Genomic DNA, 21,418 nt, shown 5'->3' with positions numbered 1-21,418 from the left:
TTGTCTAATGGGGCAAGGCAGATCGTGATCTTTTTCGGCAGGCTTGTTTGGACTCGTTCTTGGCGCGTGGTTCTGAAGGAGGTCGGGGCCCGTCGTCTCAGCGCGCGGGCTCGCTCAGCCGCCGCCGCAGGGCGTCGAGGAGCTTGTCGCAGGCGCTCAGTTGTTCCAGCGCCAGCCATTCGTCCGGCTGGTGCGCCTGGGCGATGCCGCCAGGGCCCAGCACCACGGCGGGGATGCCGGCTTGCTGGGAGAACAGCCCGGCTTCGGTGCCGAAGGAAACCTTGGCCGGCGCGCGGGCGTCGCCCAGCAGCGATTGCGCGAAGCGCACCACGTCGGCGTCCGGCGCGGTGAGCAGGCCGGGGTAGGCGCTGCGTTCGGTGAAAACGATGTCGGCGTCGGGGTCCACCGCGCGCATGGCGGGCAGCAGTTGTTGGCGGGCAAAGTCCATGATGGCGGACAGCAGCGCTTGCGGCTCGTCTTCCGGCAGGTGGCGGATTTCAAATTCGAATTCGCTGTGCTCGGGGATGATGTTGAGCGCGCTGCCGCCGCGCATGGCGCCCACGTGCAGGGTGGTGTGGGGCGCGGGGTAGAGCGGGTCGAACGGGCCTTCCGCCGCGCGCTGGCGCGCCAGTTGGCGGATGAAGACGATGAGTTCCGCCGCGTATTCCACGGCATTGACGCCGGCCTGGGGCAGGCTGGAATGGCCGGCCTTGCCGCGCAGGCGCACATGGTAGGCGAGCTTGCCCTTATGGGCGGCCACCACGCGCATGAGGGTGGGTTCGCCGACGATGGCCATTCTGGGCAGGGCCGGCAGCCCGCCCAGCACGTCCAGCAGCCGGCGCACGCCGATGCAGCCGATTTCTTCGTCGTAGCTCAGCGCGATGTGCAGCGGGGTGTGCAGCCCGGCGGCGGCGAAGTCCGGCGCGGCGGCCAGCACGGCGGCGATGAAGCCTTTCATGTCGGCGCTGCCGCGGCCGTAGGCGCGCTGCTCCCGTATTTGGAGGCGGAAGGGGTCGCCGCTCCAGGCTTGGCCGTCCACCGGCACCACGTCGGTGTGGCCGGCCAGCATCACGCCGCCCCGGTCCGCGGGGCCGATGGTGGCGTAGAGGTTGGCCTTGCCGCCGTCTTCGCTGCGGATCAGCTGGCTGGAGATGCCCCAGCCGGCCAGGTAGTCGCGCACGAAGCGGATCAGCTCCAGGTTGGAGCGGTGGCTGACGGTGTCGAAGCCGACCAGCCGCTCCAGCATGGCCAGCGAGCTGTAGCGTTGCATCATGGATCTCCCGCCACGCCGTAGCTGGGCGCATGCTGCGGGGTCAGCGCCCGGGCAAGGTAGGCGTCCATCTGCGGCTGGTAGCGGCGCCATAGCTCGGCCAGTTCCGCCACCGGCTGGCCGTCGCTCCAGTCTATGCGCAGATTGATGGCCGGCCATGTGGTATCGGCTGTGGCCAGCAGGCCGGCGGAATGGATGGGGCCGGCTTCTCCGCCGGCGGCCACCGCGGCTTGCAGCGCCGCCAGCAGGCGTTCCGGCAGGCCGCCGCCGGCGGCCTCGTAGGCGGCCACCATGGCTTGGGGCAGTTCGGCCGTGGCCAGCAGGTTGCCGCCGGCGGCGCAGTCTCGGCCGATGGCGGCGCCATGCAGGCCCAGCGCGTGCCGGCCGGTGATGACTTGCGGCCGGCCTTGAAGCGGGGCCAGCACCAGTTGCCGCCATTCCAGGTGAGGGTCCGCCGCCAGCAGGTCGGCGCGCAGCGCGTCGTCCGCGCCGCCGGCCGCCATCCGTTCCAGCGCCAGCGGGCCCAGCAGCGGGTTGCTGACGTTCTGGCTCAGCGCGGCGCCCACGCCGGCGCGCACATGGGCGCAACGGCTGGCCACGCAGATGCTGGAGGAGGCGATGGCGACGCCCACCATGCCGCTGTCCCGGCAGCGGGCCGCGATGGAGAAGGTCATCGGCAGCGCTCCTCGGGGATGACGGCGGTGACGTCGATTTCCACCAGCCATTCCGGGCGCGCCAGCGCCGACACCACCAGGCCGGTGGACACCGGGTAGACGCCTTTCAGCCATCGGCCCACCACTAGATAAACGGCTTCGCGGTAGCGCGGGTCGGTGAGGTAGATCACGATTTTGCAGATGTCGCCCAGCTCGCTGCCGGCTTCTTCCAGCAGCAGTTTCACATTGGCCATCGCTTGTTCGGCCTGGGCGGCCACGTCGCCTATGCCTACGGATTCGCGACTGTCCAGGTCCTGGCCGATCTGGCCGCGCAGGAAGACGAGATTGCCGGCCACCACGGCCTGACACAGATCGTTGTCCAGATTTTGCTCCGGATAGGTTTGCCGGGTGTTGAACGGGCGGATGCGGGTGTGGGTCATGGCGGGCTCCGTTAGGGTTGTGCGCGTTGGCCGGCGTCGCGGTAGGCGGCGTATTGGCGCTGGGTGGCGATGTGATCGGCAATGAAGCGGGCGTCGTGCCATACCCCCCAGAGGAAGGAGGAGCCGCGGTGAGACAGCCAGGGCAGGCCCAGGAAGTAGACGCCCGGCTCGCTGGACACGCCGCGCTGGTGTTGCGGCTGGCCTTGTTCGTTGAAGGCCGGGACTTGCAGCCAGCTGTAGTCCGCGGCGTAGCCGGTGGCCCAGACGATGCTGGCGACGCCGGCCGCGGCCAGGTCCAGCTCAAGGATGGGGCGGGTCACGCATTCCGGGTCCGGCGGCATATGGCGCGCGGCCGGTTCCTCCGGCAGGTCCAGCCGGTTGCGTTCGATATAGGCGTCCGCCGCCGCCAGCAGGGCCAGGTAGTTGGCGTCGCCGCGGGCGAGGTTGTCGGCCAGATCCGGGGCGAAACGGGCCACGCCGCGTTCAAACGCTTGGGCGCTGCCCAGCAGGGTGAGGCCTTCATGCGCCAGCGCGCGGAAGTCCACGGTGCGGCCGCCGCGCGCGCCGCTGACGGCGATGGTGACGTGGGCGGCGTCCGGTTTGGGGGCGGTGGCGGTCCATTCGCCCAATACGCCCAGCCACCAGCAGAAGTCGCGCTGGCGGTAGGCGCGCGGCGGGCGGTTGTGCGCGCCCACGGAGAGATAGACGCGCTTGCCGGCGCGTTGTAGTTCGTCGGCGATCTGCACGCCGGAGGAACCGGCCCCCACCACCAGCACCGCGCCCTCCGGCAGCTGTTCCGGCGCGCGGTAGTGGGCGGAGTGGATTTGCGTCAGCGTGTCGTCCTTGGGTGCGATGGCCGGGATGACGGGCTGTTGGAAAGGGCCGGTGGCGGCCACCACGCGTTCGGCCTGGAAGGCGCCGGCCGAGGTTTCCACGATGAAGCCGGACCGGTCCGGGTGGCGGCTGACTTTCAGCACCTCCACCCCGGTGCGGATGGGCGCGTTGAATTTTTGGGCGTAGGCGGCCAGGTAGTCCGCCACGCGTTCCTTGGGCGCGAAGGCGTCCGGGGCCAGGCCGGCGAACTCCAGGCCGGGAAAGCGGTCATGCCAGGCCGGGCCGTTGCAGACCAGCGAATCCCAGCGTTGGCTGCGCCAGCGTTCGGCGATGCGGTGGCGCTCCAGCACGATGTGGGGCACATCGTGGCGGCTCAGGTGTTCGCTGATGGCGATGCCGGCCTGGCCGGCGCCGATGATCAGCGTGTCTGTCGTTTCGATTGCCATCTTGACGCCTCCTGTCGCGTGCTTGACAAGGGCAGTCTACGAAGCCAGTCTGGATACGGAAAATAGTTATATCTTCTGCATTGGATAATTTTTAATTATGCAATACACCCTGAGGCAATTGGCTTATCTGGTCGCCGTGGCGGATCACGGCAGCGTCACTGAGGCGGCCAAGGCGCTGCACACGTCGCAGCCCGGCGTGTCCAGCGCCATCGCCCAGCTGGAGGAGGTGTTCGGCCTGCAGCTGTTCATGCGTCACCACGCGCGCGGCGTGTCGCTGACGCCGGCCGGGCGCAGCTTCATCGCCGCCGCGCGTCAGTTGCTGAAGCAGGCGGAGGATTTGACGCCGCAAGCGCAGGAGATCAGCCAGTCCTTGCGCGGCCGGGTGACGCTGGGCTGTTTCACCACCATCGCGCCCATCTTGCTGCCGCGGCTGTTGTCCGCTTTGCGCGACGCTCACCCGGAGTTGGAAGTGGATTTGCTGGAGGGCGACGCTCGGCAGCTGCGGGAGGCGCTGGCGGACGGGCGGATCGAGCTGGCTTTGGCCTATGACCTGGGGCTGCCGGAAGGCTTGCACAAGCTGCCGCTGTCCGGCGCGCGTCCTTACGCCTTGGTGGCGGGGGATCATCCGCTGGTCGGGCGCGGCAAGGTGTCGCTGGCGGAGCTGGCGGCGGAGCCCTTGGTACTGCTGGACCTGCCGCACAGCCGCGAGTATTTCCTGTCCTTGTTCCGGCAGCAGCGGCTGGAGCCGAAAGTGGGGCTGCGCACCATCAATTTCGAGCTGGCGCGCGGGCTGGTGGCGGCGGGCTTCGGTTACGCCTTGCTCAATTTGCGGCCGGAGGTGGACCTGGCTTACGGCGGCGGCAAGCTGGTCTGCCTGGACATTGCCGACGAGGTGCCGCGGCTGCCCATCATGCTGGCCTGGCCGCAGGCCTTGAGGCTGACGCGCAAGGCGGAGGCGGTGCGCGAGCTATGTTTGCAACTATTGGGAGGCGCTGCCGACGAGGGACGCCCTAAGAACCTGTTCAAAGTCTGCTGCGCTTCGGCGATACGGCGTTGAAACCGAGCTCAAAATGCTCATGTACCACTTGTACATTCCGCTTTTTCGCTCGTTTCCGCCTTGTCTTGCTCTTGCTCGCGAGGCTTTGAACAGGCTCTGAGGGGACTTTGGCCGTTTGTTCATCCACAAAAACACATTTGTGATAATGTGGTACTGATCTATCTATCTGGAGTAATAGGCCATGAGTCGTTTGACCATTGATGTGACCGAGCAGCAGCACCAGGCTCTCAAGGCGGCGGCCGCGTTGCAAGGTAAAACGATCAAGCAGTACGCTCTTGAGCGGCTGTTTCCTTCGGCATCCGACGAGGGCCAGGCGCTTGAAGATTTGAAAGCGCTGCTGGCCCTCCGCATGGCCGAGGCGCAGAGCGGGGAGGTGATCGACCGCAGCATCACCGATATTGCCAGTGAAGCGCTGGCATCGAGCAAGTCTGTGTGAGCAGGCCTTATATCCTTACCAAGAGCGCCGCCGCCGATATTCGAGAGCTCGCTCGCTACACCGCTAAGCACTGGGGCGATTCGCAGTGTCGGATCTATATCGAGCAGATCGAGAAGGCCGCCGCCGCTGTGGCAACTGGCAAAGGGGTGTTCAAGGATATGAGTTCGCTGCTTCCCGGCCTAAGGGTGAAGGCGGCTGGGCGCCATTACATTTTCTGTCTTCCTCGGGTGAACGGTCCGGCTTTGATTCTTGCCGTCTTGCATGAGCGAATGGACATCATCGCCCGTCTCAGGGACAGGCTGGCTTATTCCGCTGAATAGAGGCGGCATCGGTTGATGCAAAGCTGTTCTAAGTGGCGAATAGCTTGGTCTGGTGGTTTTCTCGTCAGATTTTTCCAAGTTTTCAAATGAAAAGGCCAGGCAGCCGCCTGGCCTAGCCGCGCGCTCATCTGTCCCTCTAGCGCACGCCCATCTCCTCCGCGGTGCGGTCCACGGCGATGCGGGTCTTGTCTATGAGTTCGTCGATCTCGCTCCGGCTGATCACCAGCGCCGGCGCCATGATCATGCGGCCAAGCGTGGAGCGTAGGATCACGCCCTCATCAAAGCCTATACTGCGGCAGCGCCAGCTGATGTCGGTTTCGTCGGCGAAGCGCTGCCGCGTGGCTTTGTCGCGGCAGAACTGCAAGGCCGCCACCAGGCCGGCGCCCTGGATTTCGCCCACCAGCGAGTGCTGGCCAAACACCTCGCGCAGGCAGGCTTGCAGATAGGGGCCGGTGTCCGTCCTGGTGCGCTCGACCAGTCCTTCGTCTTGCAGCACGCCCAGGTTGGCCAGCGCCACGGCGGCGGCCACCGGGTGGCCGGAGTAGGTCAGGCCGTGGGCGAAGACGCCGCCTTGCTCCACCAGCGTTTCACCGATGCGGCGCGACAGCACCAGGCCGCCCATGGGGATGTAGCCAGAGGTCAGGCCCTTGGCGATGCTGAGCGTGTCCGGCTGAAAGTGGAAATGCTGGTGGGCGAACCATTCCCCGGTGCGGCCAAAGCCGCCTATCACCTCGTCGGCGCATAGCAGCACCTCGTACTGGCGGCAGATGCGCTGGATTTCCGGCCAATAGCTGTCCGGCGGGAAGATCATGCCGCCGGCGCCCTGGAAGGGTTCGGCCACGAAGGCGGCCACCTTGTCGGCGCCCAGCGCCAGGATCTTGTCTTCCAGTTCTTGCGCGCATTGACGGCCAAACGCTTCCGGGCACAGCCCGCCGCCGTGGGCGAACCAGTAGGGCTCGCCGATGTGCTCCACGCCGGGGATGGGCAGGTCTCCCATCTCGTGCATGAACTTCATGCCGCCCAGGCTGGCACTGCCCACGGTGGAGCCATGGTAGCCGTTGTGGCGGCCGATGAAGATTTTCTTGTCCGGCTTGCCCATCACGTCCCAATAACGGCGCACGCAGCGGATCAGCAACTCGTTGGATTCGGAGCCGGAGTTGGTGTAGATCACGTGGCGGTAGTCGCCGGGCAGCAGGGAGAACAGCCGCTCGGAGAGTTCGTTCACCGCCGGGTGGGTGGTGTGGAAGAACACATTGTAGTAGCTGAGCTGTTGCAGCTGCCGGGCGGCGGCGGCAATCAGCTCCTGCCGGCCGTAGCCCACCTGGGTGCACCACAGGCCGGACATGCCGTCCAGGTAGCGCTTGCCGTCGGTGTCCCATAGATACACGCCCCGGCCCTCGGCCATCACCCGCGGGCCCTCCTGGTTCAGGGCTTTCTGGTCTAGAAAGGCGTTGATGTGGTGGGCGGCGTCCAGTTGCTGGTAGTCGCGGGTGCTGCGGCGGGGCGTGGAAGCGGTCATGACGGTCTCCTTGTCGGGGATGGGGCCGGGCCAGGCCCGGCGTTAGGCGTTTGGCTAGTGCCGGGTCAGCGCCTGGTCCAATGGTTCCGGGCGGAACAGCGGCTTGCGCATCACCAGCTTGATCCACAGGACGGCGATCAAGGACACCAGGCCCAGCACGAGGCCGGCGCTGGCGAAGATGGCGGCGCTCATGTCCGGGCTGGGCGACACGTGGTAGATGGCGATCAGCATGCCGACGATGCCCAGGCATTGCGGCAGCGGGTAGAACGGGGTTTTGAAGGGGCGGGCCAGCGTGGGGTAGCGGCGGCGCAGGGCGATCACGTCCAGGTGGCAGATGATGTAGGCCAGCAGCCAGGCGATAGCCGCCGCCAGCAACAGCAGGCCTATGGTGTCGGGGTCGTCGCCCATCAGCAGCACCGGCGCGCCGGTGATCAGGGCGACGAAGAGCACCGCCACCCATGGGGTGCGGTAGCGCCGGCTCAGCTGTTTGAACTGAGGAAAGACCTGGCCGTTGCACGCCATGCCGTACAGCATGCGCGGCACCGCCGCCAGGGAGCTGTTGAGCGTGCTGCAGGTGGCGGTGAAGGCGATCACCACCACGGTCAGCTTGCCGGCCTGGCCCAGCAGCGCGGTGGCGTATTGCAGGTGCGGCAGCGGCGCTGCGGTCAGGGCGGCGCGCGGCAGGTGGTAGAGCGCGCCCATGCAGTAGAGGGCGATGGTGATGAAGATCACGCTGAGGCCCAGCATCATCGCCAGCGGGATATCGCGTTGCGGGCGGCGGCTTTCCTCCACCAGCGGGCAGGTGAATTCCGCGCCGACAAAACCCCAGATCGCCAGCGCTCCCAGCGTCAGCACGCCGGCGCCCAGCGGGTTCCAGTCGCGGTTGGCGGCCTGGGCCAGCGCCGGCGGGCCGCCGCCGCTCAGCGCAGTGCTGCCCAGCGCCAGCAGCGCGACGATCATCACCAGGGCCAGCGCCGATTGCAGGCGGGCGAACACATCAATGCCCAGCAGATTGAGCAGGGTGAAGATCAGCAGCACGCCGTAGGCGACGCCGTTGAGGGGAAAGACGCCGGGATAGACCTGGTTGACGATGCGGTCGAGCAGCAGGAGTTCGGCCGACAGCGCGAACATCGCCACCACCACATAGCCGGAAAAGGTGGCCAGGATGGCGGGGAACTGGCCCAGGGCCACCTCGGTGTAGCTGCTGAGGCTGCCGGCGCGGGGAATCATCAGCGCCAGCTCGGAGAAGGATACGGCGTAGCAGAGCGCCAGCAGGAAGGCCAGGCTCAGCGGGATCAGAAAGCCGATGCCGGCCATGCCGGCGCCTTGCAGCATCAGCACCATCACGCCTTGGGATACGACGAGGCCGATGGCGACGGCGAGCAGCGGGGCGAGGCCCAGGCTGGCGCGAAAGGGGGCGGGGGCCGGCGGCGGGGCAAGGTGGGCTTGCGGTGTGCGCATGGTGGGTCTCCTACTATCTTGTTGTGCCGACTGCGGGACGGCGCTTATTCGTCTTGCCATTGCACCCAGGTGGTTTTGAGGTGGGTGTAGTGGTCGATGGCGTGCAGCGACAGGTCGCGGCCAAAGCCGGACTGCTTGCAGCCGCCAAACGGCAGGCCGGGGTCCAGCGCGTCCACGGTGTTGACCGAGACGGTGCCGGCGCGTAGCCGGCGCGCCACGCGGTGGGCGCGCGACAGGTCCCGGGTCCACACCGAGGCGGCCAAGCCGTAAGGGCTGTCGTTGGCGATGGCCACGGCCTCGGCTTCGCTGTCGAAGGGCATCACCGCCAACACCGGGCCGAAGACTTCCTCGCGCGCCAGCGCCATGTCCGGGCGGACATCGGTGAAGACGGTGGGGCGGATGTAGCAGTCGCCGCCGTCCAGGCTGAAGCGCTCGCCGCCGCACAGCAGGCGGGCGCCTTGGCGGTGGGCTTGGTCGATGTGGGCCATGATGCGCTCCGCCTGGCGGGCGTCGACGATGCAGCCGCTGCGGGTGGCCGGGTCCAGCGGGTTGCCCGGTTGCAGCGCGGCCGCCTCGCGCAGCAGGCGTTCCAGGAAGGCGTCTTGAATGGAGCGTTGCAGCAAGAGCCGCGAGTTGGCCGAGCACACCTGGCCCTGATTGAAGAAAACGCCGAAGGCGGCGCGCCGGGCGGCGGCGTCCAGGTCGCAGTCGTCGAACACCAGATTGGGGCTTTTGCCGCCGCACTCCAGCGCCACTCTTTTCATATTGGAGTCCGCCGCGTAGCGCAGAAAGGCTTTGCCCACTTCGCTGGAGCCGGTGAAGCTCAGGCAATCCACGTCCGGGTGCAGGCCCAGCGGCCGCCCCACCTCATCGCCGTAGCCCGGCAAGACGTTGAGCACGCCGTCCGGCAGGCCGGCCTCCTGGGCCAGTTGGGCCAGGCGCAAGGCCGACAGCGGGGATTGCTCGGCCGGCTTCAGGATCACGCTATTGCCGGCCATCAGCGCCGGCGCCAGCTTCCACGCGGCCATGTCCAGCGGGAAATTCCACGGGATCACCGCCGCCGCCACGCCCAGCGGTTCCCGGGTGATCAGGGCCAGCGCGTCGTCGGCGCCGGGGGCGGCCTCGCCGTATAGCTTGTCGGCGGCTTCGGCGTACCAGTCGAACACGCCGGCGGCGCCCGGCACATCGATATGGAGCGCATCGGCAATGGGCTTGCCGATGTCCAGGCAGTCCAGCAGCGCCAGTTCGTCGCCATGCCGGCGGATCAGCGCCGCCAGTTTTTGCAGCACGGTCTTGCGCTGGCGCGGGTGACAGCGCGACCAGAGGCCGGATTCGAAGCTGGCGCGGGCGGCCCGCGCCGCCCGTTCGACATCGGCCTCGCCGCAGCGGGCGATCTCGGCCAGGGGCCGGCCGTGGATGGGGCTGATGTCGGTGAAGGTGCGCTGGTTGGCGGCGGGCACGAAGCGGCCGTTGATGAAGGCGAGGCAAGGCGGGCGCAAATCGGCGGCGCGGCCTTGCCAGTAGGCCAGATCCTGCATGGGCATGGCGATCACTCCTGTTCAGGCGGCGCGACGGGGTGGGGGAAGCGCTCACATCACGGCTGGTCTTGTCGCGCAGGCTGGAGCCATACTAGTCAGTCCCCTTGGCGGCGGACATCACGCGAAAGCGTTAGAGCGGAAGGCGGGACTAACCTGATCGGGGTAGCTGGCATGCAGCTGAATGTGGCGGATCTGGTGTTTCACCAGCAATTGGGGCGCTTGTTGGACGGCGTCGACAACGCGGCCTTTTGGCAAGGGTTGGCCGCGTTTCTACGGGAACGCCTGAGTTTCGATACCTGGGTGGCGGTGCTGTTTCGCCAGGAGGCGCCGCCGTGGGTGCTGGCGGATCACGCGGCCAATTACGCCGCCGACGATTTGTTCGCCGACTACCGGCGCGGCCTGTATCTGCTGGACCCGTTTTACGGTTTTGCGCTGAAGCGCCCGGCCGCCGGCGTGTACCGGCTGGACGAGGTGGCGCCGGACCGTTTCCGGGAGACGGAGTACTTTCGCCGTTACTTTTCGCGCAATGTGGTGGCGGATGAAATCCAGTTTCTGCAAGTGTTGCCGGAGGGCGTGCTGTCTCTGTCGCTGGGCAGCAAACGCCGCTTCAGCGAGCAGGAACTGGGCGTTTGCAATCTGTTCGCGCCCTGGTTGCTGCCCTTGTCGCGTCTGGCCGCGCGTCTGGACGAAGGGCTGCGTCAGCCGGCGGCTAACGCGGGCAGGCAGAGCCGCCGGCAGCTGGAGGAGGCGCTGCACGCGCAGGGCTCCTCGCCGTTGACCAAGCGGGAGGTGGCGCTGCTGATACTCGGCGGCCACTCCACCAAGGGCGTGGCGCGCGAGCTGGGCATCTCGCTGGAAACCGCCAAGGTGCACCGCCGCCATCTGTACGCCAAGCTGGGCGTGTCCAGTCAGGCGGCCTTGTTTCTGCTGCTGGCGGGGATTCAAGCCTGATGCCGCGGCGCAGCGGTAAACAGAGGCGCTTAGACCCGCTAACAAAACCCCTGATCCTGCGTTGCGCCTCCTTGTCGTACCACTTGTACTGCCTGCGTCGGCGCGCCTTGGCTCAGGTTCTCTGCGAGGTTTTGTTAGCGGCTCTTAGTCAGTGCAGGTCGTGCCGATACATGAACACCGGCAGCCGCCATTCGCGCCAGATGGCGGCCAGACGGATGGCGAGACCGACGGCGAAGCTGGCCAGCACGTTGAGATCATGCGGCACGCCCAGCTTGATCAGGCCCAGGTAGAGCAGGGCCACGGCGAAGGAGACGCTGGCGTACAGCTCCTGGCGGAAGACCACCGGCACGCGGTTGCACAGCACGTCGCGCAGGATGCCGCCGGCAATGCCGGTGATCATGCCGGCCATCACCACCACCACCGGGTGGTAGTCCATGGACTGGGCCACGCCGCAGCCTATGATGGTGAAGGCGATCAGGCCCAGCGCGTCCAGCACCAGGAACACGCGGCTGAGGCGTTTCATATAGCGGGCCACGAACACGGCGGCCAGGCCGCCGGCGATGACCAGGCCGACGTATTCCGGGTGTTGGGTCCAGCCTATCGGGTAGCGGCCCAGCACGATGTCGCGCACGGTGCCGCCGCCCAGGGCGGTGAGGAAGGCGATGACGGTAACGCCGAAGATGTCCATATTGCGGCGGCCGGCCGCCAACGCGCCGGTCATCGCTTCCGCGGTGATGGCGATCAGATAGATCAGGGTAAGCATGTAGTTGCAATGGTCAAACAGGCTGGCGCCGAGATGCGCGGCGAAGCCGGGTGGGAAAATGGGTTGGCAATGGGCGGGCCATGCCAGGTGGCGCGCAGCCTGGGCAAGAGTTTCGAACACGGGTTTTCCTTGAGAGCTGGTGCACGATCTGCTGCGCTGCGACGATACGACATTGAAACCCGCTTCGAAATGCTCATGTACTACTCGTACATTCCGCTTTCTCAGCTGTTTTCGCCTTGTCTCGTCCTTGCTCGCGAGATCGTGAGCACGTTCTGAGCACGGCCGGCGGGCCGCGCATGGGCGCGGCGCTGCCGGCATTGCCTCTCCCCTTGTCCTTTTACCTGAGAGTTAGATGACGGGCGCGGCCTGTGTGCGGGCCTTGCCGGGTGTCACTTGCCCCTTCGGTGGGCGGCTAAGGGCCGGTCACATCATCCGACGCGCTCTCGCTGAAGCGTAGCAGATGATGAACGGGCGCTTAGGGCCTCTCTCCAATCGGCTGGTATCCATGGGCTGCGGTACTGTTGCCTGAGCGATTATGGGAGTTTGCGTCTTCGGCGGGGGCGCATGCCCCTCTCTCCCGCAGCAGGCAAGGATATTAGCGTTTGCTGTATTGTTCAGTCAACGACTGTATACATGGGGCGAGGCAAAAATGTTGCAGTGCGATATCAACATGAAAACGCCCGGACGGCGGTTTGGCTGTCCGGGCGTTTTTGCGCTGGCTGATGCTTAGTTGCTCGGCGTTTTGGGCTTGGCCGCGTCCTTGCCGGCGGCGGGTTTGCGCGCGGCCGGGGTTTTGGCTGCGGGGGCTTTGGCCACGCTGGCTTTGCCCGCTGGCGCTTTGGCGGTTTTGGCCGCCGGGGGTTTGCCGGGCGCCGGCTTGGCCGCGGCCGGTTTGCTGCTGGCGGGTTTGGCGGCCGGAGCGGGTTTGGCGGCAGCGGCGCTGGGCTTGCCGGCGGTGGGCTTGGCCGGGGCTTTGGCGGCCGGCTTGCGCGGCGGCGCCGCTTTCTTGGCGGGCGCGCTGGCCTTGGCGGCGGGGGCCGCGGCGGGAACGGTTGAGGCTGCCGCTATGGCCGGCTCGGCGGGCGGCAGGATGGCCGGCGCCGCCGGCGCGCGGGTGTCCAGTTGCAGCGCGTGGGCCGCTTGGTCCAGCCTGAGCTGTTGTTCCGGGGCGATGTCGCCGCTGAGCGCCAGCAGTTCATGCGCCAGCTGCCAGGCCTGGCGGCGGCGGTGTTCTTCCGGCAGCAGCTTGGGCAGGCCGGCCAGCGCGCGGGCTTCGTCCAGCCGCACCAGGAAAACCTGCTTGCGGGCGATGTCTTTCAGCTCCATCAGGGTCAGCGGGTATTCGTGGCGGATGTCGCGCATGATGCGGCGGATGGCGTTGAACGGGCGCTCGTCTATGATGCCGCGGCCAATCGCCACATAGGTGAGCAAGCGCACGAAGCCGTCGGCCAGGGAGCCGCTTTCGTAAGCGGGGTCCAGCACCTGGCGCTTGAGTTGCAGCCTTTCCTGTTTGTTCCAGCTGTCGCAGCGGGCGGCGCGGGCTTCGCGCGCGGGCTGCACGCCCACGACGGAGGCCAGCCACGGGGATTCGTACACGGCTTTGAAGCAGTGTTCGGTGGCGGCGTCGCGCAGGTCGCGGTAGCGGTCCAGGCTTTGCGTCATCCAGCTAGACCACTGTTCTTGCAACCGCCACAAGGGGTTGTCCGCGCTCACCGGCTGGCGGTGGGCGCGCACGTATTCCGCGGCGGGTTTGAGCCAGCCGAGCCAGGGATTGAGCGGGGAGATCAGCGTGCGTTCCAGCCGCGCCGGGTTGAGCTGGCGCAGCCATTGGGCGCTGGCTTCGTTGCTGACGGCGCGCACGGCCGGGGAAACGAAGCGGTTGTAAATGCCCTGGTTGATTTCGGAGACGCGGCGCACCGCTTCAAAGGCGCGTTCGTCTTCGCGGCCGTCGTCCAGCGCCAGGATGTCGGCCACTTCGCGGGCTTCGAAACGGATGATGTAGCGGCCCTTGATGTATTCCTGGCCGGGGGTGTTGGGGGCCACGTCTTCGATGACGGCCTCGTACAGGCCGGGGGCCAGCACGTCGATCAGGTCCAGCGCGCTGGCGAACTCGCTGTGCTCGCGGTTGGCGATGCCGGCGGAGACGAAGATGCCCAGGTGGCCCACCTTGTTGTGCAGGCAGTAAATGATGGTTTGTTCGTTGTCGCGGATGTCTTCCGCGTTGTCGTACAGGTCCGGTATCCAGTTCAGCGCCTGTTGCGGCGGGGTGATGTTGTCGCCCCAGGAGGCGAACACGATGATGGGGGAGCGGATGTTGCGCATGTCCACGCGGTGCTGGTCGCTGCTGACGATCTTGCCTTCCACCAGGTGGTTGCCCACGAAGAGCTGCTGGGAAATCCATTCCATTTCCTGCTTGTTCAGCAGGTAGTGGCCGCCCCACCAGCGTTCAAAGCCCAGATAGCGTTCGCGCTCGGTGTCCACCTTGGCGTACAGATTGTAGGGCTTCTTCCACAGGGTGTTGGCCGGGTCCAGCTTTTCAAAGTTGTTGACCAGATGGGCGCCGTCGAACTTGCCGTTGCCCAGATCGCCGGCCAGGGAGGCGGTCCAGGTGCCGCCCAGCATGCCGCCGGAGTAGCGCATCGGGTATTTGCCGGTGACGCCGGCCCAGTAGGACAGCGGGGTGCCGGCCAGCAGGATGGGGCCGCACAGCTCCGGCGCCACCGAGGCCAGCATGGCCAGCGCCCAGCCGCCCTGGCAGTTGCCGATGACGAAGGGCTTGCCGTCGCTGTCCGGGTGCAGTTCCCTGACCTTGCCGAGGAAGACGTATTCGGCGCGGCTGACGCTTTCTATGGTCTGGCTGGGCACCGGCTGGGGGAAGAACATGATGAAGTAGCAGGGGTGGCCCTGTTGCAGCGCGATGCCGATTTCGCTGTCCATCTTGAAGCCGCCGATGCCGGGGCCGTGGCCGGCGCGCGGGTCTATCACCACGAAGGGGCGCAGCGCCGGATTGGTGGCCGGGCAGCCGGCCGGCGGCAGGATGGCTGCCAGCGCGTAGTTGGCCGGGTCCGGCAGGCTGCGGCCGTCCAGGATGATTTTGTAGTCGAACACCAAGACCGGCGGCTTGCCGCTTTGCACGTGTTGCAGATAGTCCGCGCCGCGGTCATGCAGCACGTCCCAGTAGAGGATGCTGCGCTCGCAGGCGTCGCGCCAGTAGTCGGCGACCGGGTTGGAGGAGAAGAGCTTGGACCAGACGGCTGTTTGCGACCACATACGGCACCTCTTGGTTGGTATGACGGATAACTGGCTACTGTACCCTGCTTTTGTTGCGTTGCAATAGACAAAGTTCCTGCCAGGCGAACAACTGTCAGCGCAACACCACAGTGCGCCGCTCGGTGATGAAGACGCGCCGCTCCAAGTGGCTGCGCACCGCGCGCGCCAGCGCCTGGCACTCCATGTCGCGGCCGGCGGCCTGCAATTGCTCCGGGCTGTAGGCGTGGTCCACCCGTTCCACCACTTGTTCGATGATCGGGCCTTCGTCCAGATCGTCGGTGATGTAGTGGGCGGTGGCGCCTATCAGTTTGACGCCGCGCTCGTGCGCCTGCTGATACGGCCGCGCCCCCTTGAAGCCGGGCAGGAAGGAGTGATGGATATTGATGGCGCGGCCGGCCAGTTTTGCGGCGGCGGCGCTGGAGAGCACCTGCATATAGCGGGCCAGCACCAGCAGTTCCGCCTGGCTGTCGTCCATCAGCGCCAGCAGCGCGGCTTCCTGGCGCGGCTTGTTGTCCGGGGTGAGCGGCAGATGGTGGAAGGGCAGGCCGTAGGCTTCGGCGATGGGGGCGAGGTCGCGGTGATTGGAGACGACGGCGGCCACCGTCATGTCCAGATCGCCCATCTTCTGGCGATAGAGCAAATCGTTCAGGCAGTGGTCCAGTTTGGACACCATGATCAGCACCCGCGCGCGTTGGCGCCGGTCGTGCAGCCGCCATTGCAGGTCTTGATAGTGGCCGCTCATCCGCGCCATGCCGTCGGCCAGCCGTTCCGGGGCGAAGTCCGGCCGCTCTGGGTGGAAGACGCAGCGCACGAAGAAGCGCCGGCTGCGGGCGTCGTCGAATACCGCCAGTTCATCGATATAGCAGCCTTGCTGCTCCAGCAAGGCGGAGAAGCCGGCCACCTGGCCGGAGGCGCTGCGGCAGGCGAAGCTGAGCACGTAGGAGGGGGCGTCTGAGGTCATTGGCGTGTCCTGTTTGTAGGGCGGCACGGGCCAATCTAGGCCTTGTCCCGCGCGCGCGCTGTCCGCCATGCGTCCGCTTTGCGTGGATTTTGGACATCGCCGTGTCGCGTGCGGGCAAGAGGCCGTCCTTTCCAGCCAAATGCGCCGGCGGCGTCGCCCTGAGAATGAGGCCTTCCTCAACCTCGACAGCAGCGGCGCGGGCCCATGGCGGCCCGGCGGCGGGAGCGCAGATGGCAAACCGATATTCGCTGTGGAGCCTGATCCGGCACGGGCTTGGGCATCACCAGGGCTGGCAGCCGGCCTGGCGCAGTCCGCAGCCGGAAAGCAGCTACGACGTCATCATCGTCGGCGGCGGCGGCCACGGCCTGGCCACCGCCTATTACCTGGCCCGCATGTACGGCGTCCGCAAGGTGGCGGTGCTGGAAAAAGGCTATTTGGGCGGCGGCAACACCGCGCGCAACACCACCATCATCCGCTCCAACTATCTGTGGGACGAGTCTTCGCAGCTGTACGAGCACGCGCTCAAGCTGTGGGAGGGCCTGTCCCAGGAACTGAACTTCAATGTGATGTTCAGCCAGCGCGGAGTGATGAACCTGGGCCACAGCCTGCAGGACATGCGCGACATCGAGCGCCGGGTCAACGCCAACCTGCTCAACGGCGTGGACGCCGAGGTGCTGTCCCCGCGGGAGATCAAGGAGCGGGTGCCCTTGATCGCCATCGGCGGCGACGTCCGCTATCCGATCCTGGGCGCCAGCTATCAGCCGCGCGGCGGGGTGGCGCGCCATGACGCGGTGGCCTGGGGCTTCGCCCGCGCCGCCAGCAAATTGGGCGTGGACATCATCGAGGAATGCGAGGTGACCGGCTTGTTGATCGAGGGCGGCCGGGTGCGGGGGGTGCGAACCGGGCGCGGCGAGATCCGCGCCGACAAGGTGGGCTGCGTGGCCGCCGGCAACAGTTCCACGCTGGCGCGGATGGCCGGCTTGCGGCTGCCGCTGGAAAGCCATCCCTTGCAGGCCTTTGTGTCCGAATCGCTGAAACCCTGCCTGGACACGGTGGTGATGTCCGGCGCGGTGCACGGCTACATCAGCCAGTCGGACAAGGGCGAACTGGTGATAGGCGCGGGCATAGACAGCTATCTGGGTTACGGCCAGCGCGGCAGCCCGCATGTGATCGAGCACACGGCGGCGGCCATCGTCGAGCTGTTTCCGTCCTTCTCGCGGCTGCGGATGAACCGGCAGTGGGGCGGCATCGTGGACGTGTCGCCGGACGCCTGCCCCATCATCGGCAAGACCCGGATCCAGGGCCTGTATTTCAACTGCGGCTGGGGCACCGGCGGCTTCAAGGCCACGCCGGGTTCCGGCCACGTATTCGCCCACACCATCGCTCATGACCAGCCGCATCCGCTGAACGCGGCTTTTTCGCTGGAGCGCTTCGCCTCCGGCCGCTTGATAGACGAACACGGCGCCGCCGCCGTGGCGCATTGAGGGAGACGCCGATGCTGCTGATTCATTGCCCGCATTGCGGGGAGGCGCGGGAAGAGGAGGAGTTCGACTACGCCGGGGAGGCCTTCATCGTCCGCCCGGCGGCGCCGGAGCAGGTGGACGACGAGGCCTGGGGCGATTACCTGTTCTGCCGCAAGAACCCGCGCGGCTGGCATTGGGAGCAATGGCAGCACGCCGCCGGCTGCCGCAAGGTGTTCGCCGTCCGGCGTCACACCGTCAGCTACGAGATCGCCGGCAGCTGGACGCTGGCCGAGGGCAAGGCCCGTTATTTGCAGGAGGATCAGACGTGAGCGGCTATCGCATCCATCGTCCCGGCGAGCGCATCGACCGCAATCGGCCGCTGGCCTTCACCCTGGAGCGCGCGGCCTATCACGGCTTCGCCGGCGACACCCTGGCCTCGGCGCTGCTGGCCAACGGCGTGCGGCTATTGGGCCGCAGCTTCAAGTACGGCCGGCCGCGCGGCATCGTCGGGTTTGGCGCGGAAGAGCCCAACGCCTTGATCCAGCTGGAAAGTGGCGCCTTGAGCACGCCGGATCTCAAAGCCACCCAGGTGGAGCTGTATCAAGGCTTGCAGGCCTTCAGCGGCTTGGGGGACGCGTCCTGGGGCATGCGGCTCAAGGGCGCGTTGGGCCGGCTGGAGCGTTTCATGCCGCCGGGTTTTTATTACAAGACCTTCATGCAGCCGGCGGGGGCCTGGCCGTTTTACGAGCGCCGCATCCGCGAAGCCGCCGGTTACGGCCAAGCGCCGCGGCTGCCGGACCCGGAGCATTACGATCATCTGCACCACCATGTGGACCTGCTGGTGGTGGGCGGCGGCGCGGCCGGCTTGTGGGCGGCCACGCTGGCGGGGCGCGCCGGCCTGAAAACGCTGCTGCTGGACGAACAGGCGGAGATGGGCGGCTGGCTGCTGAGCGAGCGCCGGCTGCGCATCGACGGCCTGGAGGCGATGGAATGGACGCAGCAGCGCTTGCAGGAGCTGGCGGCGCTGCCCAATGTCCAGCGCTTGCCGCGCGCCACCGTCTTCGCCTTGCATGAGGGCAATCTGGCCTTGGCGGTGGAGTTGTTGCAGGACCACCTGCCGCCGTCCGAGCGCGATCCGGCCCGGCCGCGCCAGCGCCTGCACAAGATACGCGCGGGCCAACTGGTCTTGGCCAGCGGCGCCATCGAACGGCCGCTGGTGTTCGGCAACAACGATCTGCCCGGGGTGATGACCGCCGCCGCCGGCCACAGTTATTTGAACCGTTACGGCGTGGCGGTGGGGCGCCGGCTGCTGCTGCAGACCCAGAACGACGCCGCCTACGACGCGGCGCTGGAGCTGGCCTTGGCCGGGGCGGCGGTGACGCTGGCCGATGCTCGCCCAGCCGGCGCGGCGGCCTGGCGCAGCCGCGCCGCGCAGAATGCCGGCGTGGAGTTGCTGGCCGGTTACGGCATCGCCCGGGTGAACGGCGGCGCCGGCGTCGGCGGCGCGGACTTGGTGAAGCTGGCCGCGGATGGCCGGAGCGTGGCCGGCAAGGGGCCGCGGCTGGAGCTGGACGGCGTGCTCTCCTCCGGCGGGCTCAGCGCCACCGTGCATCTGTTCTGCCACAACGGCGGCCGTCCGCTGTGGCGTCCGGACCGTCTGTCCTTCGTTTGCCCGGACGCGGGCCGGCCCGGCGTCGTCTGCGTGGGCGCGGTCACCGGGCGCTGGGAGCTGGGCGAGGCCCTGGCCCAATGCCATGCCGCCATGCTGGCCCAGCTTGGCTGGGGAAGCCAGCGCGGTCTGGGCGCCGCGCCGCGGGTGGAGGCGGAGGAGGTGGCCGCGCCGCGTGAAATCTTCCGCTTGCCGGACGGGCGGCGCGAAGGCGTCGGCGCCAAGGCCTTCGTCGATTTCCAGAACGACGTGGCCGCCGCCGACATCCATCTGGCGGTGCGCGAAAACTACCGCTCCATCGAGCACGTCAAGCGCTACACCGCGCTGGGCTTCGGCACCGATCAGGGCAAGCTGTCCAACGTCAACGGCTTCGCCATCGCCGCCGAGGCGCTGGGCAAGCCCATCGCCGAGGTGGGCACCACTACCTACCGGCCGGCCTACACCCCGGTTAGCTTTGGCGCGCTGGCCGGCGCCCATGTCGGCGAGACCTTCGACCCGCGCCGCTACACCGCCATGCACGACAGCCATACCGCGCGCGGCGCCGAATACGAGCTGGTGGGGCAGTGGCTGCGGCCCTGGTATTTCCCGTGGCCGGGCGAGGACCTGCACGCGGCGGTGCGCCGCGAATGCCGCGCCGCCCGCCAGGGAGTGGCGGTGATGGACGCCTCCACCCTGGGCAAGATCGATGTGCGCGGCCCGGACGCGCGCGAGTTTCTGGGCCGCGTCTACAGCAACGCTTGGAGCAAGCTGGAGCCGGGCAAATGCCGCTACGGGCTGATGCTGGACGAAAACGGCATGGTGATGGACGACGGCGTCACCGCCTGCCTGGCGGACGACCATTTCCACATGACCACCACCACCGGCGGCGCGGCCCGGGTTTACAGCTGGCTGGAGCGCTGGCACCAGACCGAATGGCCGGAACTCAAGGTGCGTTTCAGCTCCATCACCGATCACTGGGCCACCACGGCGCTGGTGGGCCCGCAAAGCCGGGAGGTGCTGCGCAAGCTGTGCACGGATATTGATCTCGACCCTCAGACCTTCCGGTTCATGGAGGGCCGCGTCGGCACCGTGGCCGGCGTGCCGGCGCGGGTGTTCCGCATCAGTTTCTCCGGCGAACTGGCTTATGAGATCAATGTGGACGCCGGCTACGGCCGTTATCTGTGGGAGGAGGCGATGCGGGCCGGGGCCGAGTTCGGCATCACGCCCTACGGCACCGAGGCCATGCACGTCTTGCGCGCCGAGAAGGGCTTCATCATCGTCGGCCAGGACAGCGACGGCTCGATGAGCCCCAACGATCTGGCCATGGGCTGGGCGGTGGGCATGAAAAAGCCGTTCAGCTTCCTCGGCCGCCGCTCCTTGCTGCGCGCCGACACCGCCGGCGCGGGCCGCAAGCAGTTGGTGGGCCTGCTGACGGAGGACCCGCGGCTGGTGTTGCCGGAAGGCGCGCAAATCCTCAACGACGGCAAGGACGCCGCGCCGGCGGCGATGCAGGGCCATGTCACCTCCAGCTACCACAGCGAATGCCTGGGCCGCTCCATCGCCATGGCGGTGTTGAAGGACGGCGTCCGCCGCGAAGGCGACACCGTGCACGTGTGGTGGCAGGGCCATAGCGCGCCGGCGCGGGTGGCGTCCGCAGTCTTCGTCGACAAGGAAGGAGAGCGTCAGCATGTCTGAATCCACATTCAAGCCTGTGCTGGAATCGCCCTTGCGGCATCTGGATTTGCCGGAAGCGGCCGAAGCGCGCTGCGCCGACGGCCGCGTCTGGGGCAATGAAGCGCCCAATCTGGGCTACGCGCTGCTGCGCGGCGACGGCGCCGAGGCCGGGTTTTTCGAGCTGACGGCGCGGATCACCGGGCTGGAGCCGCCGCGCCGGCCCAAGACCTTGAGCCAGGGGGAGGGCGGCGCGCTGCTGTGGCTGTCGCCGGACGAATGGCTGCTGATCAGCCGCCGCCAGTGCCTGGCCGGCTGGCTGCCGGCGCTGGAGCGGGGCTTCGCCGAGCTGCGCCTGTTCGCCCAGGCGCTGGACGTCAGCGGCGGCTTCACCGCCGTCTACCTGTGCGGCGAGCCGCACCTGGCCGTGCTGCGCCACCTGGGCGGCTACGATTTCGAAGCGCTGCGTCCCGGCCAGGGCGTCGGCACCTTGCTGGGCAAGGCGGCGGTTCAAGTGCTGCGTCTGGACGGCGACGGCGTGTTCGTGGTCTGCCGCCGCAGCTTTGCCGACTACGTCTGGCTGCTGTTGCGGCGCGCGGCCCGGCCTTACGGCTTCGCGGTGTGCGAGCTGCCGGAAGACGCCGGCCATCCGCTGTGGGCGCAACTGGCGCGGCCGGCGCTGGCGGCGGTCCTGAGCGAGAGTTCTTAAAAAATTAT

General features: G+C 67.4%; 19 protein-coding genes and 2 riboswitches. Of the genes, 9 read left to right on the top strand and 10 right to left on the bottom strand.

Annotated elements, in window-relative coordinates:
- Positions 1 to 97: 97 nt before the first annotated feature.
- The 4 genes from argE to JC616_RS14300 are packed head-to-tail and all read right to left on the bottom strand — an operon-like array spanning position 98 to position 3,643.
- Entirely contained in the window at positions 98 to 1,273 is a 1,176-nt protein-coding gene (argE, locus tag JC616_RS14315; RefSeq protein WP_227103811.1) for an acetylornithine deacetylase, read from the bottom strand.
- A complete protein-coding gene (locus JC616_RS14310) occupies positions 1,270 to 1,944 on the bottom strand; it encodes a DUF1028 domain-containing protein (protein ID WP_227103809.1) in 675 nt (224 codons plus the stop codon). The genes argE and JC616_RS14310 overlap by 4 nt, the downstream gene beginning before the upstream one ends.
- The gene (locus JC616_RS14305) at positions 1,941 to 2,363 is read right to left on the bottom strand and encodes a RidA family protein (protein WP_227103808.1); all 423 of its coding nucleotides are present in this window, start codon (positions 2,361 to 2,363) and stop codon (positions 1,941 to 1,943) included. The genes JC616_RS14310 and JC616_RS14305 overlap by 4 nt, the downstream gene beginning before the upstream one ends.
- Before the next feature lie 11 nt (positions 2,364 to 2,374).
- Positions 2,375 to 3,643, bottom strand: a complete 1,269-nt coding sequence (locus tag JC616_RS14300) for a flavin-containing monooxygenase (protein ID WP_227103806.1) — start codon at positions 3,641 to 3,643, stop codon at positions 2,375 to 2,377.
- A gap of 97 nt (positions 3,644 to 3,740) precedes the next feature.
- Between JC616_RS14300 and JC616_RS14295 the strand changes: the two genes are divergently transcribed.
- The 3 genes from JC616_RS14295 (at position 3,741) to JC616_RS14285 (ending at position 5,456) form a co-directional block, all read left to right on the top strand.
- The gene (locus tag JC616_RS14295; protein WP_227103804.1) at positions 3,741 to 4,700 is read left to right on the top strand and encodes a LysR family transcriptional regulator; all 960 of its coding nucleotides are present in this window, start codon (positions 3,741 to 3,743) and stop codon (positions 4,698 to 4,700) included.
- Between the two features lie 181 nt (positions 4,701 to 4,881).
- Positions 4,882 to 5,136, top strand: coding sequence for a type II toxin -antitoxin system TacA 1-like antitoxin (locus JC616_RS14290; RefSeq protein ID WP_227103802.1), 255 nt, complete (start codon positions 4,882 to 4,884; stop codon positions 5,134 to 5,136).
- A complete protein-coding gene (locus JC616_RS14285) occupies positions 5,133 to 5,456 on the top strand; it encodes a type II toxin-antitoxin system RelE/ParE family toxin (RefSeq protein ID WP_107799511.1) in 324 nt (107 codons plus the stop codon). Before JC616_RS14290 ends, JC616_RS14285 begins: the two co-directional genes overlap by 4 nt.
- 136 nt (positions 5,457 to 5,592) lie before the next feature.
- Here JC616_RS14285 and JC616_RS14280 read toward each other — a convergent pair whose 3' ends face one another.
- Genes JC616_RS14280 through JC616_RS14270 form a run of 3 tightly spaced genes read right to left on the bottom strand, consistent with a single transcriptional unit; the run spans position 5,593 to position 9,980 of the window.
- The gene (locus tag JC616_RS14280; protein WP_227103800.1) at positions 5,593 to 6,975 is read right to left on the bottom strand and encodes an aspartate aminotransferase family protein; all 1,383 of its coding nucleotides are present in this window, start codon (positions 6,973 to 6,975) and stop codon (positions 5,593 to 5,595) included.
- Between the two features lie 54 nt (positions 6,976 to 7,029).
- Positions 7,030 to 8,436 (bottom strand): APC family permease, encoded by a 1,407-nt coding sequence (locus JC616_RS14275; protein ID WP_227103798.1) that lies wholly within the window; start codon positions 8,434 to 8,436, stop codon positions 7,030 to 7,032.
- A gap of 44 nt (positions 8,437 to 8,480) precedes the next feature.
- Positions 8,481 to 9,980, bottom strand: coding sequence for an aldehyde dehydrogenase (locus JC616_RS14270; protein WP_319792904.1), 1,500 nt, complete (start codon positions 9,978 to 9,980; stop codon positions 8,481 to 8,483).
- A gap of 165 nt (positions 9,981 to 10,145) precedes the next feature.
- Between JC616_RS14270 and JC616_RS14265 the strand changes: the two genes are divergently transcribed.
- Entirely contained in the window at positions 10,146 to 10,925 is a 780-nt protein-coding gene (locus JC616_RS14265; protein WP_227103796.1) for a LuxR C-terminal-related transcriptional regulator, read from the top strand.
- A gap of 148 nt (positions 10,926 to 11,073) precedes the next feature.
- Here JC616_RS14265 and JC616_RS14260 read toward each other — a convergent pair whose 3' ends face one another.
- A complete protein-coding gene (locus tag JC616_RS14260; protein WP_107801818.1) occupies positions 11,074 to 11,688 on the bottom strand; it encodes a trimeric intracellular cation channel family protein in 615 nt (204 codons plus the stop codon).
- Positions 11,689 to 11,697: 9 nt separating this feature from the next.
- Between JC616_RS14260 and JC616_RS14255 the strand changes: the two genes are divergently transcribed.
- Positions 11,698 to 11,964 (top strand): hypothetical protein, encoded by a 267-nt coding sequence (locus JC616_RS14255; protein ID WP_227103794.1) that lies wholly within the window; start codon positions 11,698 to 11,700, stop codon positions 11,962 to 11,964.
- A 43-nt stretch (positions 11,965 to 12,007) separates the two neighbouring features.
- A riboswitch (glycine riboswitch) is annotated at positions 12,008 to 12,190 on the bottom strand.
- A 1-nt stretch (position 12,191) separates the two neighbouring features.
- Positions 12,192 to 12,278, bottom strand: a riboswitch (glycine riboswitch).
- Between the two features lie 136 nt (positions 12,279 to 12,414).
- Here the strand turns inward: JC616_RS14255 and JC616_RS14250 are convergent.
- Positions 12,415 to 14,958 (bottom strand): DUF3141 domain-containing protein, encoded by a 2,544-nt coding sequence (locus JC616_RS14250; protein WP_264372977.1) that lies wholly within the window; start codon positions 14,956 to 14,958, stop codon positions 12,415 to 12,417.
- A 94-nt stretch (positions 14,959 to 15,052) separates the two neighbouring features.
- Positions 15,053 to 15,919 (bottom strand): formyltetrahydrofolate deformylase, encoded by an 867-nt coding sequence (purU, locus tag JC616_RS14245; RefSeq protein WP_227103792.1) that lies wholly within the window; start codon positions 15,917 to 15,919, stop codon positions 15,053 to 15,055.
- A 230-nt stretch (positions 15,920 to 16,149) separates the two neighbouring features.
- Between purU and JC616_RS14240 the strand changes: the two genes are divergently transcribed.
- From JC616_RS14240 to JC616_RS14225, 4 genes are read left to right on the top strand one after another with little or no spacing between them, the layout of a single operon-like run.
- Complete coding sequence (locus tag JC616_RS14240) at positions 16,150 to 17,403, top strand: sarcosine oxidase subunit beta family protein (RefSeq protein ID WP_227103790.1); 1,254 nt, start codon at positions 16,150 to 16,152, stop codon at positions 17,401 to 17,403.
- An 11-nt stretch (positions 17,404 to 17,414) separates the two neighbouring features.
- The gene (locus JC616_RS14235) at positions 17,415 to 17,711 is read left to right on the top strand and encodes a sarcosine oxidase subunit delta (RefSeq protein ID WP_107799503.1); all 297 of its coding nucleotides are present in this window, start codon (positions 17,415 to 17,417) and stop codon (positions 17,709 to 17,711) included.
- The gene (locus tag JC616_RS14230) at positions 17,708 to 20,725 is read left to right on the top strand and encodes a sarcosine oxidase subunit alpha family protein (protein WP_227103788.1); all 3,018 of its coding nucleotides are present in this window, start codon (positions 17,708 to 17,710) and stop codon (positions 20,723 to 20,725) included. The genes JC616_RS14235 and JC616_RS14230 overlap by 4 nt, the downstream gene beginning before the upstream one ends.
- The gene (locus JC616_RS14225) at positions 20,718 to 21,410 is read left to right on the top strand and encodes a sarcosine oxidase subunit gamma (RefSeq protein WP_227103786.1); all 693 of its coding nucleotides are present in this window, start codon (positions 20,718 to 20,720) and stop codon (positions 21,408 to 21,410) included. The genes JC616_RS14230 and JC616_RS14225 overlap by 8 nt, the downstream gene beginning before the upstream one ends.
- Positions 21,411 to 21,418: the final 8 nt, after the last annotated feature.

This window comes from Chromobacterium rhizoryzae (genome assembly GCF_020544465.1).
Classification (GTDB): Bacteria; Pseudomonadota; Gammaproteobacteria; order Burkholderiales; family Chromobacteriaceae; genus Chromobacterium.
This window is presented reverse-complemented; position numbering and strand designations above follow the sequence as displayed.